The sequence below is a fragment of the Pseudomonas sp. MEJ086 genome (assembly GCF_030209025.1).
Lineage (GTDB): Bacteria > Pseudomonadota > Gammaproteobacteria > Pseudomonadales > Pseudomonadaceae > Aquipseudomonas > Aquipseudomonas fulva_A.
In genome coordinates this window covers 56,044-72,564 of record NZ_JARVSV010000019.1, presented here as the reverse complement: position 1 = coordinate 72,564, position 16,521 = coordinate 56,044, and the positions used below count along the sequence as shown (strand labels likewise).

Annotated in this window: 14 protein-coding genes; 11 read left to right on the top strand and 3 right to left on the bottom strand. The window is 63.2% G+C overall.

The annotated features are described in order from the left end of the window. Window positions 1–40: 40 nt before the first annotated feature. On the bottom strand, window positions 41–733 hold the full coding sequence (locus tag QRN22_RS12045; protein ID WP_042554433.1) for a response regulator: 693 nt from the start codon (window positions 731–733) through the stop codon (window positions 41–43). Then, window positions 726–2,651 carry an ATP-binding protein gene (locus tag QRN22_RS12040; protein ID WP_052493812.1) on the bottom strand — a complete coding sequence of 642 codons (1,926 nt, stop codon included), beginning with the start codon at window positions 2,649–2,651 and terminating at the stop codon, window positions 726–728. Before QRN22_RS12040 ends, QRN22_RS12045 begins: the two co-directional genes overlap by 8 nt. Window positions 2,652–2,815: 164 nt before the next feature. On the opposite strand from QRN22_RS12040, the gene QRN22_RS12035 reads away from it, so the two are divergent. Further along, window positions 2,816–4,693, top strand: a complete 1,878-nt coding sequence (locus QRN22_RS12035) for a potassium transporter Kup (protein ID WP_156152719.1) — start codon at window positions 2,816–2,818, stop codon at window positions 4,691–4,693. 143 nt (window positions 4,694–4,836) lie between these two features. On the opposite strand, the gene QRN22_RS12030 is transcribed toward QRN22_RS12035, so the two are convergent. Then, window positions 4,837–5,469, bottom strand: a complete 633-nt coding sequence (locus tag QRN22_RS12030; protein ID WP_042554435.1) for a class I SAM-dependent methyltransferase — start codon at window positions 5,467–5,469, stop codon at window positions 4,837–4,839. Window positions 5,470–5,571: 102 nt separating this feature from the next. On the opposite strand from QRN22_RS12030, the gene QRN22_RS12025 reads away from it, so the two are divergent. The 10 genes from QRN22_RS12025 (at window position 5,572) to ssuB (ending at window position 16,420) form a co-directional block, all read left to right on the top strand. Further along, window positions 5,572–7,929 (top strand): DNA polymerase II, encoded by a 2,358-nt coding sequence (locus QRN22_RS12025; RefSeq protein ID WP_042554436.1) that lies wholly within the window; start codon window positions 5,572–5,574, stop codon window positions 7,927–7,929. A gap of 263 nt (window positions 7,930–8,192) precedes the next feature. After that, entirely contained in the window at window positions 8,193–9,539 is a 1,347-nt protein-coding gene (locus QRN22_RS12020) for an OprD family porin (protein WP_042554437.1), read from the top strand. 280 nt (window positions 9,540–9,819) lie between these two features. Next, window positions 9,820–10,464 (top strand): DMP19 family protein, encoded by a 645-nt coding sequence (locus QRN22_RS12015; protein ID WP_179539282.1) that lies wholly within the window; start codon window positions 9,820–9,822, stop codon window positions 10,462–10,464. Window positions 10,465–10,528: 64 nt separating this feature from the next. After that, window positions 10,529–11,080: a sugar O-acetyltransferase gene (locus tag QRN22_RS12010; RefSeq protein ID WP_042554439.1), complete on the top strand. Its 552-nt coding sequence runs from the start codon at window positions 10,529–10,531 to the stop codon at window positions 11,078–11,080. Window positions 11,081–11,241: 161 nt separating this feature from the next. After that, complete coding sequence (locus QRN22_RS12005) at window positions 11,242–11,880, top strand: peroxiredoxin (protein WP_042554440.1); 639 nt, start codon at window positions 11,242–11,244, stop codon at window positions 11,878–11,880. A 9-nt stretch (window positions 11,881–11,889) separates the two neighbouring features. Continuing rightward, the gene (gene ssuE / locus QRN22_RS12000; RefSeq protein WP_042554441.1) at window positions 11,890–12,477 is read left to right on the top strand and encodes an NADPH-dependent FMN reductase; all 588 of its coding nucleotides are present in this window, start codon (window positions 11,890–11,892) and stop codon (window positions 12,475–12,477) included. Between the two features lie 112 nt (window positions 12,478–12,589). Beyond that, window positions 12,590–13,567: a sulfonate ABC transporter substrate-binding protein gene (locus tag QRN22_RS11995; protein ID WP_042554442.1), complete on the top strand. Its 978-nt coding sequence runs from the start codon at window positions 12,590–12,592 to the stop codon at window positions 13,565–13,567. A 58-nt stretch (window positions 13,568–13,625) separates the two neighbouring features. Then, window positions 13,626–14,774: an FMNH2-dependent alkanesulfonate monooxygenase gene (ssuD, locus tag QRN22_RS11990; RefSeq protein WP_042554443.1), complete on the top strand. Its 1,149-nt coding sequence runs from the start codon at window positions 13,626–13,628 to the stop codon at window positions 14,772–14,774. 54 nt (window positions 14,775–14,828) lie between these two features. Next, window positions 14,829–15,623 (top strand): aliphatic sulfonate ABC transporter permease SsuC, encoded by a 795-nt coding sequence (ssuC, locus tag QRN22_RS11985; RefSeq protein ID WP_042554444.1) that lies wholly within the window; start codon window positions 14,829–14,831, stop codon window positions 15,621–15,623. Further along, the gene (ssuB, locus tag QRN22_RS11980) at window positions 15,620–16,420 is read left to right on the top strand and encodes an aliphatic sulfonates ABC transporter ATP-binding protein (RefSeq protein ID WP_042554445.1); all 801 of its coding nucleotides are present in this window, start codon (window positions 15,620–15,622) and stop codon (window positions 16,418–16,420) included. The genes ssuC and ssuB overlap by 4 nt, the downstream gene beginning before the upstream one ends. The last annotated feature ends 101 nt before the right edge of the window (window positions 16,421–16,521 follow it).

The window sequence follows — 16,521 nt, the reverse complement described above, 5'->3', positions numbered from 1 at the left end:
TGTGGCAGCAGTCTATCAGAGGCTCGCGCAGGCTGGCCGCTCAGCTATCCCTATCCACCAGCCGATAGCCGACCCCGGCTTCGGTGATGATCAGCCGCGGTGCGGCCGGGTCGTCGCCCAGTTTCTGCCGCAGGTGAGCGATGACGATGCGCAGGTAATGGCTGTGCTCGACATGGCTGGGTCCCCAGATGTCGCGCAGCAGCTGCTGTTGGGTGACGACCATGCCAGGGTGCCGGGCGAGCGTCTCCAGCACGGCGTATTCCTTGCGCGTCAGGCCGACATCCTGATCGTCCAGAGTGACCCGGCGAAAGGCGAAGTCGACCCGCAGTGGCCCGTTGACCAGTGCTGCCGCAGGCCTTTCGGCCGATGGTCGATTGCGCAGCAGGGCGCGTACGCGGGCGAGGAATTCCTGCACGCCGAAGGGTTTGCTGACGTAGTCGTTGGCGCCCTGGTCGAGCGCCATGACCTTGTCCTTTTCCCCGGCACGCACCGAAAGCACCAGCACCGGCACGCTCGACCATTCACGCAGTCGCGTCAGTACCTGCTGGCCGTCCAGATCCGGCAGGCCGAGGTCGAGCACCACCAGATCCGGTTGCTCCAGTGCCGCCAGTCGCAGGGCCACTTCGCCACCGTCGGCTTCGATTACCCGATAGTTCTGGGCCTGCAGGCCGATGCGCAGAAACTTGCGGATGGCTGCCTCGTCGTCGACCAGCAGAATGGTCGCTTCACTCATGGGAAATGGCCTCGTTTTCGCCGGGTTCATCGTCAGGGGGCGCCGCCAGCGGCAGTTGCAGGGTCAGTGTGCTGCCCTGGCCGACGACCGAGGCGACGCTCACCTTGCCGCCGTGGGCATTGAGCATGCCCTGGCAGATCGCCAGGCCCAGGCCGGTGCCTCCGCCGCCACGGTCTCCCCGTGCGGCGGTGTAGAACATGTCGAAGATGCGTGCCTGCTCGTCCGCGGGAATGCCGGGGCCCTGGTCGCTCACGGCAATGTTCAGCCAGTCGCCGTCGTTACGGACGCGAATGCCGATTTCGCCGCCGGGTGGGGAGAAGCGGGCAGCGTTTTCCAGCACGTTGATCAGCGCCTGCTCGATCAACGCGCCCTGGATCCACAGCAGTGGCGTATCGGCCGGCACATCGTGGCTGACCTGCAGGGGCTGCAGCACCGGCTGCAAGCGTTGCAGGGCGGCGGCGATCAGATCGTCGGCACTCACCCAGTCGCGTTCCAGGCGCAGGCCTCCATGGCCGAGGCGGGTCATGTCCAGCAGGTTCTGGATATAGCGATCCAGTCGCGCGGCTTCGGTGCCGGTGTCCTGCAGCAACTCGTCGCGAACACCTGCGTCGAGGCTGTCGGCGAACAGTTGCAGGGTTTCGATATTGCCGCGCATGGCGGTCAACGGCGTGCGCAGGTCATGGGATACCGAGGCCAGCAGGGCACTGCGCAGCCGCTCGGTTTCGTGATGCAGGCGCGAATGGGCGAGGGCTTCAGCGATCTTCACCCGGGCCAGCGCGTTGCTCAGCAGTGGCAGCAGGGCGCTGATCAGGCGCCGCTGGTCGATGGGCGGCGCGTCGCCCTGCCCGGTGCGCACGCCAAGCAGCGCCAGCGGTCGATCGATTTCCAGCAATGGCCACCACCACCAGTGCGGGCGCGCCAGGCTGTGGCTGTCGTAGCCGCGTGGTTGCGCGTTGCGCCAGGCATGTTCGGCACTGATCCGCTCCAGCTCGCTGAGGTCGGTAGGGCTGCCATCCAGCGTTTGCCAGCGACCATTTTCATCCAGGCCCAGCAGACACAGTTGCGCAGCGGGGATATCCAACTGGCGGGCCATGGCCTGCAGCAGATCAGTGTGATCACGGGCGTTGCTCAGGCGCTCGGCGAACAGCAGCAATTGCTGGGTCTGCGTCTGAGCCTGCTGCAGGTCCCGGTACTGTCGCCGCTGGCGGGCGGCGAGGTTGCCGGTGAGCAGGGCCATCAGCATGAAGAACACCAGGGTGAGGATGTCCTGCTCGCGGTGGATCATCACCGACCAGGCCGGTGGCAGGAAGTAGAAGCCGTAGGCGCCGAACGACAGCAACGCGCACAGCAGTGCCGGGCCGGTGCTGCTGCGCACGGCCACCAGCAGCACGGCGGCGAGAAATATCAGGGAAATGTTCGGCAGGTCGAGCCAGCGCGAAACGCCCAGAGCCAGCAGTGCGCCGACCACCGCCGCAGCGATGGCCAGCAGGTATTCGCTGAACGGCGCCGTGGGCTGCAGCACCTTGCGTTCGGTGAGCCTGCCTGGCAGGTTCAGGACGCCGATCTCGAAACCGTCCCCCTTGCGTAATAGCGAGCCGCTCAGTGAGCGCCGCCCTGTGCCGGCGCACCACAGGCCCGCTGCCTGTCTGGCATGGGCGAAGTCGATGAGCAGGGCAGCGCAATCATTGCCCTGCAGTTGCACGTAACTGCCGCCCAGTTGTTCGCAAAGACGTTCCGGTGTGTGCAGCCGCTCATGCCGAGCACTGCCGCCCACCGCCACGGCGATCCAGGGTCTGCCACGTTGTCGCGCCAATTCGGCGACATGGCCGAGCAGGGCGTCTTCGTTCGCCTGGCCGCTCAGGCAGGCCAGTAGAGGCCCCTGTGGATAACGCAGGGTAGGAGGTACAGCGGTAGGCATGGCGATTTCCGGTCCAGGGCAGTGATGATCATGGCCCGCTGCAAGGTTGGCGTAAAGAACCGCGAGTGGGCGTAAAAATGCCGTAAAAGTTCGCCTGAAGACGCTGTTGGCAGCCGGGTTCAGAGGTATATCTGAAGCATCTGCAGTTCCCAGAGAAATCCAACGTGAGCACCACCACTACCCGCACCTCTCCCATTGCGTTGCTGATCGGCGCGGTCGGTATCGTTTATGGCGATATCGGCACCAGCCCGCTGTACAGCCTCAAGGAAATCTTTTCGCCGCATTACGGCGTCGATCTGTCCCAGGCCAGCGTGCTCGGTATTCTGTCGCTGATTTTCTGGTCGCTGACCCTGGTGGTCACCGTCAAGTACGTGATGTTCATCCTGCGCGCCGACAATGGCGGCGAGGGGGGCATCATGGCCCTCACCGCCCTGGCCCAGCGCGCCGCTGCCGGCCATCCACGTCTGCGTTCGGTACTGATCATGCTCGGCCTGTTCGGCGCCGCACTGTTCTATGGTGACAGCATGCTCACTCCGGCGGTTTCGGTGCTCTCCGCCGTGGAGGGTGTCGGTCTGGTGGTCGACGGCATCGATCACTGGGTGGTGCCGGTGGCGCTGCTGATCCTGGTGCCGCTGTTTCTGTTGCAGCGCCATGGTACGGCGCGCATCGGTTATCTGTTCGGGCCGGTGATGGTGGTCTGGTTCGTGGTGCTGGGTGCGCTGGGCGTACATGGCATCGTGCAGCAGCCGCAAGTGTTGCTGGCGCTGAATCCCTATTGGGCGCTGCACTTCTTCATCGCCAATCCGTTGCTTGGGGTGACGGTAATGGGCGCGGTGGTGCTGACCATCACCGGGGCTGAGGCGCTGTATGCCGACATGGGCCACTTCGGTCGCCGTCCCATCGTGCACGCCTGGCTGTTTCTGGCCTTTCCCGGTCTGATTCTCAACTATTTCGGCCAGGGCGCAGTGCTGCTCAGCGATCCCGAGGCGGTGCGTAACCCCTTTTATCTGCTGGCGCCGTCCTGGGCGCTGATTCCCCTGATCGGCCTGTCGACCCTGGCCACCATCATCGCCTCCCAGGCGGTGATCACCGGCGCCTTCTCGGTGACTCGCCAGGCGATCCAGCTCGGCTACGTGCCGCGCATGCAGATCCTGCACACCTCCAGTGCCGAACAGGGGCAGATCTACATTCCCCTGATCAACAGTTGCTTGCTGATCGGTGTGGTACTGCTGGTGCTCGGCTTCCAGTCGTCCAGTGGCCTGGCCGGCGCCTATGGTGTGGCCGTGACAGGCACCATGCTGTGCACCACGCTGCTGGTGTCGGCGGTGATCCTGCTGTTGTGGCGCTGGCCGAAAGTCCTGGCCGTGCCGCTGTTGGCGGTGTTCCTGCTGGTCGACGGCATCTTCTTCGCCGCCAACGTGCCGAAGATCGCCGGTGGCGGTGCAGTTCCAATGATCGTCGGCATCCTGCTGTTCGGCCTGATGACTACCTGGAAACGCGGTCGCCAACTGGTGCTCGAACGCCTCGACGAACATGCGCTGGTGCTGCGCGACTTCATCGCCAGCATTGCCCTGCAACCGCCCCATCGGGTCGCCGGTACCGCGGTGTTCCTGACCAGCCGGGTGGACGTGGTGCCCCATGCGCTGTTGCACAACCTGCTGCATAACCAGGTCCTGCATGAGCGGGTGATGCTGCTCACCGTGCTCTACGAGGATCGTCCGCGGGTGCCGTTGGCCGAGCGCTTCGAACTCGATGCCTATGACCAGGGGTTCTATCGCGTGCGCCTGCGCTTCGGCTTCCTCGAAGCACCGGACATTCCTCAGGCGCTGGCGCAACTGAGCGAAAAGGGACTCGATTGCCCGCCGATGCGCACCACCTACTTCCTCAGCCGGGAAACGGTGATTCCTTCCGAGCGTATCGGCATGGCCATGTGGCGCGAGCGGCTGTTCGCCGTGCTGCAGAAGAACGCCGGTAGCTCTCTGGGCTTCTTCCGGCTGCCGGTGAACCGGGTGATCGAGCTGGGCACGCAGGTGGAGATTTAGACTGTGAAATGGCGATAGCCGCCGTTCGTAGTCGGGCGCCAATTGGTGGGCTGAAGCCCACCCTACGGTTAGATGCGCGGCTGTAGGGTGGGCTTTAGCCCACCAAATCGAAGGTCCGCTATCGCCTTATAGCCGTCACCGAGTCAGGCATCGCAGCGACGCCATACACTGGCCAGCCAGGGTTGTTGCTCGCGTGGCAGGCCAGCTGGGCGGTAGTAATGTTCCAGCTCGTCGAAGCCGGCGGCGGTGAGCAGTTGGCGCCAGCTGTCCAGGTCATGCCAGGCACCATAGCGCTCGCCGCTCCAGCCTTCCTGGTTGTCGCCTCTTGGGTTGGAGCTGAACAGCACGCCGCCCGGCTTCAGGCTGGCACGAAGTTCCCTGAGCACCCGAGGCAGTTCCTGGCTGGGGATATGGAACAGCACGGCGTTGGCGAATATGCCGTCGAAGCGTTCTGCCGGCAGATTCAGGGCGAGAAAGTCTTGGTGCCAGACCTCGCAGCCACTGTCTGCGCGGGCCATGGCGACGAACTGCGGGCAGCCGTCGAGACCTACCGGGCGATGGCCGAGCCTTGCGAAGGTGCGCAGGTCACGGCCGGGACCACAGCCGAAGTCGAGAATGCTCAGGGGGGCGGCCGCGTCGATATGGCGCAGCAGCGCGTCGATATTCTGGCTGACGTCATGGTCGCGGGTGCCCTCGCGAAAGCCTTCGGCGTTGGCCTGGTAATGAGCCAGCGTGCGGCTGGTGATCTGTTGCAACTGATCGGGGTCGATGGGCATGACGGGCCTGCGCAGTACGTGGGCGCCTATTTAACCGCATTGCGCGCAGGCCGTGACGATGCGCGATAACATCGCACCCTGAACAGCATTCGAGGTGGCAGGGTGGATCTACAGCAGGGCTTCGTCCTGACCCGGCACTGGCGCGATACGCCAGCCGGTACCCAGGTGGAATTCTGGCTGTCGACCGACAGCGGCCCGCGTCTCGTCCGCCTGCCGCCGCAAACGTCGGTGGCCTTCATTCCTGTCGAGCAGCGCGCGCGCGCCGAGGCCTTGTTGGGCAAGGAGGCGGATGTCGAGCTGCGCCCGCTGCAGCTGCGCGACTTCCGTCAGCGCCCGGTACTTGGCCTGTACTGCCGCCAGCAGCGCCCGTTGATTCAGCTCGAGCAGGCCCTGCGGCAGGCCGGTGTGGATGTCTACGAGGCCGATATCCGTCCGCCCGAGCGTTACCTGATGGAGCGCTTCATTACCGCGCCTGTACTGTTCGGCGGTACGCCGACACAGGAGGGGGTGCTGATAGACGCGCAGTTGAAGCCGGCGCCGGACTATCGCCCGCAGCTCAAACTGGTTTCCCTGGATATCGAAACCACCGCCCGCGGCGAGCTGTATTCGATCGCTCTGGAGGGCTGCGGCCAACGCCAGGTGTACATGCTCGGGCCGCCGAACGGTGACGCCGACGTCGACTTCGATCTCGCTTATCTGGATAGCCGCGCCGAGTTGCTGGAGGCGCTCAATGGTTGGCTGGAGCGTTTCGATCCGGACGCCATCATCGGTTGGAACGTGGTGCAGTTCGACCTGCGTGTGCTGCACGAGCACGCGCAGCGTCTGCAAGTGCCGCTACGCCTCGGCCGTGGTGGCGAAGCGTTGAACTGGCGCGAGCATGGTTCCAAGCAGCATTTCTTCGCCAGTGCACCGGGCCGTCTGATCATCGATGGCATCGAAGCGCTGCGCTCGGCCACCTGGAGCTTCCAGTCCTTCAGCCTGGAAAGCGTCGCCCAGCAGTTGCTTGGCGAGGGCAAGGCGATCGACAACCCCTACCAGCGCATGGACGAAATCAACCGCATGTTCGCCGAGGACAAGCCGGCTCTGGCCCGCTACAACCTCAAGGACTGCGAGCTGGTGACGCGCATCTTCGCCAAGACCGAGCTGCTCACCTTCCTGCTCGAGCGAGCTACGGTCACCGGCCTGCCGGTGGATCGCAGCGGCGGTTCGGTCGCCGCCTTCAGCCACCTGTACATGCCGCTGATGCATCGACAGGGCTTCGTGGCGCCCAACCAGGGCGAGCGTCCGCCCGAAGCCAGCCCGGGCGGCTTCGTCATGGATTCGCGGCCTGGGCTTTACGAGTCGGTGCTGGTGCTGGATTACAAGAGCCTGTATCCGTCGCTGATCCGCACCTTTCTGATCGACCCGGTGGGGCTGGTCGAGGGGTTGCGTCAACCCGACGATGCCCACTCGGTTGCGGGCTTCCGCGGTGCGCGCTTTTCGCGCACTCGGCACTGCCTGCCGGCCATCGTCGAACGCGTGTGGCAGGGCCGGGAAGCCGCCAAACGGGCAGGCAACGCGCCTTTGTCGCAGGCGCTGAAAATCATCATGAACGCCTTCTACGGCGTGCTCGGCTCCAGTGGTTGCCGCTTCTTCGATACGCGCCTGGCGTCCTCGATCACCTTGCGTGGCCATGAGGTGATGCGCCGTACCCGCGAGCTGATCGAGGCCGAAGGGCATGCGGTGATTTATGGCGATACCGACTCCACCTTCGTCTGGCTGCGCAGCGCCCACCGCGAGGACGACGCCGAGCGTATCGGCCGCGGCCTGGTGCAGCGGGTCAACGCCTGGTGGCGCGAGCACCTGCAAACCGAGTTCGGCTTGCAGAGTGCTCTGGAGCTGCAGTTCGAAACCCACTTCAGCCGTTTTCTGATGCCGACCATTCGCGGTATGGAGGAGGGCAGCAAGAAGCGCTACGCCGGGCTGATTCGCCAGGCCGATGGCGGCGAGGAAATGGTCTTCAAGGGGCTGGAAACGGTGCGCAGCGACTGGTCGCCGCTGGCCCGGCAGTTCCAGCAGGAGCTGTACCTGCGCATCTTCAAGCGCCAGCCCTATCAGGATTACGTGCGTGACTACGTGCAGAGCACTCTGGACGGCAAGTTCGACGAACGACTGGTGTACCGCAAGCGACTGCGCCGCAGGCTCGATGACTATCAGCGTAACGTGCCGCCACATGTGCGGGCGGCACGCCTGGCCGATGCCCACAATGATGAGCAGGGACGCCCTCGCCAATACCAGAGCGGCGGCTGGATCAGTTACGTAATGAGCGTGGCGGGCCCTGAACCCCTCGAGCTACGCCGCGCGCCCATCGACTACGGCCACTACCTGAGCAAGCAGCTGCAGCCGGTGGCCGATGCCATCCTGCCGTTCGTGGACGATGACTTCAGCGCACTGATCGGCGGCCAGCTCGAGTTGTTCTGAGACCCATGCCGGAACTTTCGAAACTTTTTGCAAACATTCTGCTTCCGCCACGTGACCCGCGCTTGAGCCGCGCGTCGAACAGAGCGGACTGCTGACAGAGAACCTTGTCAGGTCGGGCCGTATATTCAAAAAAGTAATTTATTAGTAATTATTGATTCTTTTTTGTTTTATTCGCCTTGGCTTAGCCTTGCACCTGCCAATAACTAGCGCTTATCGAGTCTGGCCGAGCCGGCTCGCGATCCATGCCCCGGAGCATCACACCCATGAAAAAATCCACCCTGGCCCTGGCCGTCACCCTCACCACGCTGGCGCAACAGGCCAGCGCTGCCGGCTTCGTCGAAGACAGCACCGCCAAACTCGACCTGCGCAATTTCTATTACGACCTGAACACCAAGAACACCGCCGACAACACGGGCGAAGCGAATGAGTGGGGGCAGGGTTTCATTTTCAACTACCAGTCCGGCTTCACCCAGGGCACCGTTGGTGTCGGCGTCGACGTGATCGGCCTGTATGGCCTGCGTCTGGATTCCGGCGGCAAGAACACCAAAGCCGGTCGTGATCGCACCCCGGGCCAGCTGTTCCCGCTGGAAACCGATGGCAGTGCCGTCAACGATTACAGCAAGGCTGGCGCTACCGCCAAGTTCCGCCTCTCGAAAACCGAGCTGCGCGTCGGCACCCTGCAGCCGAAGCTGCCGGTCGTGACCTTCAACGACGGCCGTCTGCTGCCACAGCTGTTCAACGGTGGCCAGGTCATCTCCAATGAGATCGATGGCCTGACCCTGACTGCCGGTCAACTGGAGCACACCAAGACCCGCTCTTCTACCGATGACATCGGTCTGCGCATCGGTGGCGCCGCTCGCCCGAATGGTACGGCTGTCGGCACGCCAATCGCCGATACCAACAAGTTCTACTTCGCCGGTGGCGACTACAAGATCACCAAGGACCTGACCGCCCAGTACTACTACGGCAACCTGGAAGACTTCTACAAGCAGCACTTCCTGGGCCTGGTCCATAACCTGGCTCTGCCGGCCGGTAATCTGAAAACCGATCTGCGCTATTTCAACAGCGGCTCCGATGGCAAGAACGGCAACCTGGCGGGCCGTAACGAAGGCTACCGCAGCAGCGGCTACTGGGCTGCTGGCGACACCAAGAGCGGTGAAGTCGACAACCAGACCTGGAGCGCCCTGTTCACCTACAGCCTGAGTGGCCATGCCCTGAGCGCGGGTTACCAGCAGGTTTCCGGCGACAGCGCTTTCCCGTTCCTCAACCAGGGTGACGGCTCCAGCTCCTACCTGATCACCGACCGTCAGATCGGCAAGTTCGCCAGTGCTGGCGAACGCACCTGGCTGGCCGAGTATGGCTATGACTTCGGTACCGTTGGCGTGCCTGGCCTGAAAGCTGTCGTCACTTACCTGAAAGGCGACAACATCGATGCCGCCGATGGCGAGCGCAAAGAGTGGGAGCGCGACTTCCGTCTGGATTACGCCGTTCAGCAGGGTTCGCTCAAAGGTCTGGGCTTCTCCTGGCGTAATGCTTCGCTGCGCGGCAACAACGCGACAGACGCCGACGAGAATCGTCTGATCGTCAGCTATAGCCTGCCGCTGCTCTAAGTTTTCCGGGTGGGGCGAAGCGCTGCTTCCCTCGCCCTTTTTATTCGAGCCTGCCTGCGCCAGTCATGGGTTGCAGGCGCTCGGCGCGACAGCGGTTCGCCGCTTCGATCGCGAGCCTCCATTCCTCGTGGTGGAATCTTTACCGGGCGCAAGCCCGGTTTTTTATGCCTGCGATAAAGCTTACGGCCGCCGATGTGCAGGTGAACGCAGTTCTGCACGCTGTTCAGCGTCGCCAGGCTCTGGCATGGTCGGCTCCGACTTCATTCTGGTGACCAGGCCCATGCCCTATCATCGTTACCCCGAACTCGCCTTCCTGAAAATCGACCACCTGAGCTTCGATGAGCAGAAGGTGTTCTTTCATCTGCGCAATGGTCAGGTGTTTTCCCTGATCCAGGATGGCTATCTACGACTCGACCGTCTTTCACCCGCGCAGCGGCAGGACTATCGCCTGGAAAATCTGGGGTTCACCGCCAGCTGGCGACATCTGGGAGGCAGTTGCTGGGATGCTCCGGAACTGGCCTGGGAGGACCTGCAGAACCAGGCGTTGCGCCGTCTGGACGAAGCCGCTTGGGACCTCGAGGCGATCGAACTGCGAGATCGACAATTGGTGGCCTTATGGCGTCTCCAGGCCGACTACTACAACGGTGGCCTGCTGCAGTTCTTCGCCAACTGGGGCATGCCGACCTTCGAGTACGCCCAGGCCGCACTCGCCCTGCTGGGCCTGCAGCAGGCCCGTCAATTGTTGCAGGATTTCTACGGTGTATTCGCTCATCTGCAGGATGAGCCGACCGAAATCGCCCTGTGGGACATCCCGCAATGGCTGACCGAGGCGCAGAACGCACGACTCTGCGAGGTGGACGAGCGGTTGGGCGAGGCGATCGAGGAACTGCAGTGGGTGGCGCTTGGACATTTCCTGACGACCTGATTGGCGGAACCCCAGGGGGGACTTCAGGTTCACTTACTGCACACCCCCAAAGGAAGCACCCGCCATGGCGCTCAGTGAAAAACACAAAATGCTCATCGGTGAGCTCTATCTGGCCAGCGATCCCGAACTGCAGGCCGAAAGCGCCGCCACCATCGCCTGGCTGGCGCGCTACAACGGCAACCTGGGGCTGTCACCTGCCGAGCGTACCCAAGTGCTGGGCGAGCGCCTGGCCAGCATTGGCCGGGGCGTGGTGGTGCGTTCGCCGTTTCACTGCGATTACGGCTTCAATCTCAGCCTGGGCGACGAGGTGTTCATCAACTTCAACTGCGTGATCCTCGACGTGGTGGCCGTGAGCATCGGCGACAAGACCCAGATCGGCCCCGGCGTGCAGATACTCACCGCGGATCATCCCCGTGCTCCTGCCGAGCGCGAGTCCGGCCTGGAATTCGGTCGGCCTGTGAGCATCGGTCGCAACGTATGGATCGGCGCTGGAGCGCTGATCCTTCCGGGAGTGACCGTCGGTGACGACGCGCTGATCGGCGCTGGCAGCGTGGTCACCCGCGATGTACCTGCTGGAGCGAAGGTCGCAGGCAATCCGGCGCGGCTGCTCGAATAGCGCCATGTCACTGGACAGGCCCGCCGTTGACGAGGTGCTGGCGCGTCTCGAGTCCATTCAGCTGATTTGGTTATAAATAAATCATTATTTATTCTTTTTAATATTCCGTGTTCCTGAGCATAGTGAGCGCCACGCAACGACTCACTTGAGGAGCACACAGCATGAGCATCCGCCTTGGCGACATCGCACCTGACTTCGAACAGGATTCCAGCGAAGGCCGTATCCGCTTCCACGAGTGGCTGGGTAGCCAGTGGGGCATCCTGTTCTCCCACCCTGCGGATTTCACGCCGGTGTGCACCACCGAGCTGGGTTTCACCGCCAAGCTGAAAGACGAGTTCGCCAAGCGCAACGTCAAGGCCATCGCCCTGTCCGTGGACCCGGTCGACTCCCACCTGAAGTGGATCGACGACATCAACGAGACCCAGAACACCGCGGTCAACTTCCCGATTCTGGCCGATGCCGACCGCAAGGTTTCCGAGCTCTACGACCTCATCCACCCGAATGCCAACGACACCCTGACCGTGCGTTCGCTGTTCGTCATCGACCCGAACAAGAAGGTCCGCCTGAGCATCACCTATCCGGCGAGCACGGGGCGCAACTTCAACGAAATTCTCCGTGTGGTCGACTCGCTGCAACTCACCGACAGCCACAAGGTGGCCACCCCGGCCAACTGGCAGGACGGTGACGATGTGGTGATCGTGCCTTCGCTGAAGGACGAAGACGAGATCAAGCAGCGCTTCCCCAAAGGCTATCGCGCCGTGAAGCCCTACCTGCGCCTCACCCCGCAACCGAACAAGTAAGGACATCCCATGTTGGTGGTTTTGCTGGGTGGCAGTCCGAGCCAGAAGTCACGCTCCAACGTACTGCTCGACAGGGCGCGGCAGTGGCTGCAGTCCCATGGTGTCGAGGTGGTGAGTTATCAGGTGCGTGACTTCGAGGCCGAGGATCTGCTCTTCGCCCGTTTCGACAGCCCGCGCATTCAGGGCTTGCAGGCCCACGTGGCTGCTGCCGATGGGCTGATCGTGGCGACGCCGGTATACAAGGCGTCGTTTTCGGGCGCATTGAAGACCCTGCTCGACGTGCTGCCCGAGCGCGCGCTGCATCACAAGGTGGTGCTGCCAATCGCCACGGGTGGTAGCAGTGCCCACATGCTGGCGGTGGATTACGCCTTGAAGCCGGTGCTGTCGGCGCTCAAGGCGCAGGAAGTACTGCACGGCGTTTTCGCCGATGACAGCCAGATTGCCTACACCGATACCGGTGGCGATCTGCTGCCGGTACTTGAACAGCGTCTGGATGACGCCTTGCAGCATCTGATCCAGGCACTCAACCGCCGGCCACAGCCGATCGAGCCGGGGCTGTTAAACGATCGCCTGATCAGTGGGCGCTGGAGCGCCTGAGTCAAGGATTCACACACATTTTCCACATGGGTGAAGGTTCACCCATCAACCACCTTACTAGCCCGCCAACGAGGCAGCAGGTGGCCAAACACTCAATGCAGAGGAGAGCGTCATGCGCACTATCACTTTGCGTCGGAGTCTGGTCGCCTTGTTTGCCGCGGCCATTTCCTTCGGCGCCATTACCCAAGCTCAAGCCGAGACACTGCGTATCGGCTATCAGAAATACGGCACCCTGGTGCTGCTCAAGGCCAAGGGGACGCTGGAGAAGCGTCTGGCCGACAAGGGCGTGGACGTCAAATGGACCGAGTTCCCCGGTGGCCCGCAGTTGCTCGAAGGGCTCAACGTAGGCTCCGTGGATTTCGGAGTGACCGGTGAAACGCCGCCGGTCTTCGCCCAGGCGGCCGGTGCCGATCTGCTCTACGTCGCCTACGAGCCGCCAGCTCCGCACAGCGAAGCGATTCTGGTACCCAAGGATTCACCGCTCAAGTCGGTGGCCGAGCTGAAAGGCAAGAAGGTCGCGCTGAACAAGGGCTCCAACGTGCATTACCTGCTGGTGCGTGCTCTGGAAGACGCGGGCCTGAAGTACAGCGATATCCAGCCCGTTTACCTGCCGCCAGCCGATGCCCGCGCTGCATTCGAACGCGGCAGCGTCGACGCCTGGGTCATCTGGGACCCCTTCCAGGCGGCCGCCGAACAGCAACTGCAGGCACGCACCCTGCGTGACGGTGAAGGCCTGGTCGACAACCACCAGTTCTACCTCGCCACCAAACCCTACGCCGAGAAGAACCCGGAAATCCTTCAGGTGCTGATCGAAGAGGTCCGTGCCGTGGGTGAAGACTCCAAGGCCGACCCGGAAAAGGTTACCGACCAAGTCGCACCGCTGCTCGGCTTGCCACGGGACATCACCGCCATCGCCGTGAAGCGCCAGGGCTACGGCGCTGCAGCACTGACTCCGGAGGTGGTGACGGCGCAGCAGAAGATCGCCGACACCTTCACCGAGCTGAAACTGATCCCCAAGAAATTGAGCATCAAGGACGTGATCTGGACACCGCCGGCGTCCCTCGCAGCCGCTCAGAAAGCCCAGCAGTAAGGCATTCAGCTGCATGGTCACTGGCCATGCAGCGACCCAATCCCAAGGAGACCACTCCATGAGTCTGAACATTTTCTGGTTTCTGCCGACCCACGGTGACGGCCATTATCTCGGTACCTCGCAAGGGGCCCGTGCCGTTGACCACGGTTATCTGCAGCAAATCGCCCAGGCTGCCGACCGCCTCGGTTTCGGCGGCGTACTGATTCCCACCGGCCGTTCCTGCGAGGATTCCTGGCTGGTCGCCGCGTCGCTGATCCCGGTGACCCAGCGCCTGAAATTCCTCGTGGCCCTGCGTCCGGGCATCATTTCTCCGACCGTGGCTGCACGCCAGGCGGCGACACTGGATCGTCTGTCCGGCGGTCGTGCGTTGTTCAATCTGGTCACCGGCGGTGATCCGGACGAACTGGCAGGCGATGGTCTGAACCTTTCTCACGCCGAACGCTACGAGGCGTCCGTCGAGTTCACCCGCATCTGGCGTCGCGTGCTGGAAGGCGAAGTGGTCGATTACGACGGCAAGCATATTCAGGTGAAGGGCGCCAAGCTGCTTTACCCGCCAGTCCAGCAACCGCGTCCGCCGCTGTACTTCGGTGGCTCCTCGGAAGCCGCGCAGGACCTCGCCGCCGAACAGGTCGAGCTGTACCTGACCTGGGGTGAACCACCGTCCGCGGTGGCCGAGAAGATCGCCGCCGTGCGTGAGAAGGCTGCGGCCCAGGGGCGCGAAGTGCGCTTTGGCATTCGTCTGCACGTGATCGTCCGGGAAACCAACGAAGAGGCCTGGAAGGCCGCTGACAAGCTGATTGCCCATGTCGACGATGACACCATCGCTCGCGCCCAGGCCTCTCTGGCGCGCTTCGACTCGGTCGGCCAACAGCGAATGGCTGCCCTGCACGGCGGCAGCAAGGACAACCTGGAGGTGTCACCCAACCTCTGGGCTGGTGTCGGCCTGGTGCGCGGTGGTGCCGGTACGGCGCTGGTCGGCGATGGTCCGACGGTGGCCGAGCGGGTCAAGGAATACGCCGCGCTGGGCATCGATACCTTCATCTTCTCCGGTTATCCACACCTCGAAGAGTCCTATCGGGTCGCCGAACTGCTGTTCCCACACCTGGACGTGAACCGCCCTGCGCTGCCGGAAGGCGCGAACTATGTCAGCCCGTTCGGTGAAATGGTCGCCAACGACATCCTGCCCAAGGCGGCGTCGGCCAGTTGAAACGCTGCCGGGCGTGGACGCCCGGCCATCCCGTGATGATTGTTGAGGTATGAAATGAGCAACACGTCTTTCCATAGCCTGGCCCTGCGCCTGGCGCCCTGGGCACTGCCCGTGGCGCTGCTGGTTGCCTGGCAGGGTTCGGTCGCCCTGGGGCTGCTGTCCACGCGCATTCTGCCGGCGCCCAGCGCGGTGTTCGAGGCCGGCTGGCAGCTGCTTTCCAGTGGCGAGATCTGGACCCACCTGGCGATCAGTGGCTGGCGCGCAGGGGTTGGTTTCGCCATTGGTGGGGGCATCGGTCTGGCCCTGGGCTTCATCACCGGCTTGTCGAAATGGGGCGAGCGCCTGATCGACAGCTCGGTTCAGATGATCCGCAACGTGCCGCACCTGGCGCTCATTCCGCTGGTTATTCTGTGGTTCGGCATCGACGAAAGCGCGAAGATCTTCCTGGTCGCTCTTGGCACGCTGTTCCCGATCTACCTGAACACCTACCACGGCATCCGCAACGTCGATCCGGCGCTGGTGGAAATGTCGCGCAGCTATGGTCTGTCCGGCTTCGCGCTGTTCCGTCAGGTGATCCTGCCCGGTGCGCTGCCATCGATTCTGGTCGGTGTGCGCTTCGCCCTCGGGCTGATGTGGCTGACCCTGATCGTCGCCGAAACCATTTCCGCCAGCAGCGGCATCGGTTACCTGGCGATGAACGCCCGTGAATTCCTGCAGACCGACGTGGTGGTGCTGGCGATTCTGCTGTATGCGGTGCTCGGCAAGCTGGCCGATGTCGCTGCCCGTGGCCTGGAGCGCGCCTGGCTGCGCTGGCATCCGGCCTATCAAACCAAGGCAGGTGCCAAATGACCGCTCTGCATAGCCTCAAGCGAGGCACGCCGCTGACCATTCGCGGCATTCAGAAATCCTTTGGCGAGCGCCAGGTACTCAAGGACATCGACCTGCGCATCCCTTCGGGCCAGTTCGTTGCCGTGGTCGGACGCAGTGGTTGCGGCAAGAGCACCTTGCTGCGTCTGCTCGCTGGCCTCGACCAGCCTACTGGCGGTGAGCTGCTGGCCGGTAACGGCACGTTGGCGGCGACCCGTGAAGATACCCGTCTGATGTTTCAGGAAGCGCGCCTGCTGCCGTGGAAGCGCGTGATCGACAACGTCGGCCTCGGGTTGACCGGTGACTGGCGACCCAAGGCCCAGCAGGTGCTGGAAGCTGTCGGTCTCGGCGAGCGTGCCAATGAGTGGCCGGCGGCGCTGTCCGGTGGCCAGAAGCAGCGCGTGGCCCTGGCCCGTGCATTGATTCACGAGCCGCGCCTGCTGCTGCTCGACGAGCCCCTGGGGGCTCTGGATGCCCTGACCCGTATCGAAATGCAGCAACTGATCGAGGGCCTCTGGCAGAAGCACGGTTTTACCGTACTGCTGGTCACCCACGACGTCAGCGAGGCCGTTGCCACCGCTGACCGGGTCATTCTGATCGAAGACGGTCAGGTTGGCCTGGATCTGGACGTGAATCTGCCGCGCCCCCGTAACAAGGGCTCGGCACGCCTGGCTTCGCTGGAAGCCGAGGTGCTCAATCGTGTTCTGCAACTGCCCGAGCTGCCACCGCAGCCCGATCCCGTTTCACCGCTCCCGACGCAACTGCGTTGGGCGCTTTAAAGCAGCGACAAGCTTCAAGCCACAAGCTGCAAGTAAAAAGCCCAGGCGCTCTGTTGTCGCTTGCAGCTTGAGACTTGCAGCTAAATTCGACCCTAGGAGAA

Coding starts and splice junctions, on each gene's coding strand:
- ssuD (WP_042554443.1), top strand. CDS start 13,626: ATGAGTCTGAACATTTTCTGGTTTCTGCCGACCCACGGTGACGGCCAT.
- ssuE (WP_042554441.1), top strand. CDS start 11,890: ATGTTGGTGGTTTTGCTGGGTGGCAGTCCGAGCCAGAAGTCACGCTCC.
- QRN22_RS12015 (WP_179539282.1), top strand. CDS start 9,820: ATGCCCTATCATCGTTACCCCGAACTCGCCTTCCTGAAAATCGACCAC.
- QRN22_RS12045 (WP_042554433.1), bottom strand. CDS start 733: ATGAGTGAAGCGACCATTCTGCTGGTCGACGACGAGGCAGCCATCCGC.
- ssuC (WP_042554444.1), top strand. CDS start 14,829: ATGAGCAACACGTCTTTCCATAGCCTGGCCCTGCGCCTGGCGCCCTGG.
- QRN22_RS11995 (WP_042554442.1), top strand. CDS start 12,590: ATGCGCACTATCACTTTGCGTCGGAGTCTGGTCGCCTTGTTTGCCGCG.
- QRN22_RS12010 (WP_042554439.1), top strand. CDS start 10,529: ATGGCGCTCAGTGAAAAACACAAAATGCTCATCGGTGAGCTCTATCTG.
- QRN22_RS12040 (WP_052493812.1), bottom strand. CDS start 2,651: ATGCCTACCGCTGTACCTCCTACCCTGCGTTATCCACAGGGGCCTCTA.
- ssuB (WP_042554445.1), top strand. CDS start 15,620: ATGACCGCTCTGCATAGCCTCAAGCGAGGCACGCCGCTGACCATTCGC.
- QRN22_RS12020 (WP_042554437.1), top strand. CDS start 8,193: ATGAAAAAATCCACCCTGGCCCTGGCCGTCACCCTCACCACGCTGGCG.
- QRN22_RS12005 (WP_042554440.1), top strand. CDS start 11,242: ATGAGCATCCGCCTTGGCGACATCGCACCTGACTTCGAACAGGATTCC.
- QRN22_RS12030 (WP_042554435.1), bottom strand. CDS start 5,469: ATGCCCATCGACCCCGATCAGTTGCAACAGATCACCAGCCGCACGCTG.